Origin of the sequence: Staphylococcus pasteuri (assembly GCF_030547725.1) — a bacterium.
Lineage (GTDB): Bacteria > Bacillota > Bacilli > Staphylococcales > Staphylococcaceae > Staphylococcus > Staphylococcus pasteuri.
In genome coordinates this window covers 1-299 of the sequence record NZ_JAUOQO010000194.1, presented here as the reverse complement: position 1 = coordinate 299, position 299 = coordinate 1, and the positions used below count along the sequence as shown (strand labels likewise).

General features: G+C 37.1%; 1 pseudogene. It reads right to left on the bottom strand.

Annotated features, from left to right (window positions below):
- Positions 1 to 249: pseudogene (locus tag Q4528_RS13370) on the bottom strand (hypothetical protein); the annotation flags it as partial.
- Positions 250 to 299 lie beyond the last annotated feature (50 nt).

The following is a 299-nucleotide window of genomic DNA, read 5'->3' as shown; positions in this document are numbered from 1 at the left end:
AATTGCTTTTCTCTTAAAAACCTCATCACCTACAGCTGTAGCTTCATCAGATAAGTACACGTCAAAATCAAACGATAAAGATAAACCAAATGCTAACCTTGCCTTCATACCTGATGAGTAAGTTTTTACTGGTTCATCAAAGGCTTCACCTATTTCGGAAAACTCCTCTACATACTTAATAATATCTTTTACCTTTTCTCCATCACCATGGATTCTTGCTATAAATTTAACATTTTGTCTCCCTGTCATTGAGCCTTGGAACCCACCAGCCAAACCTATAGGCCAAGACACTTTACAGT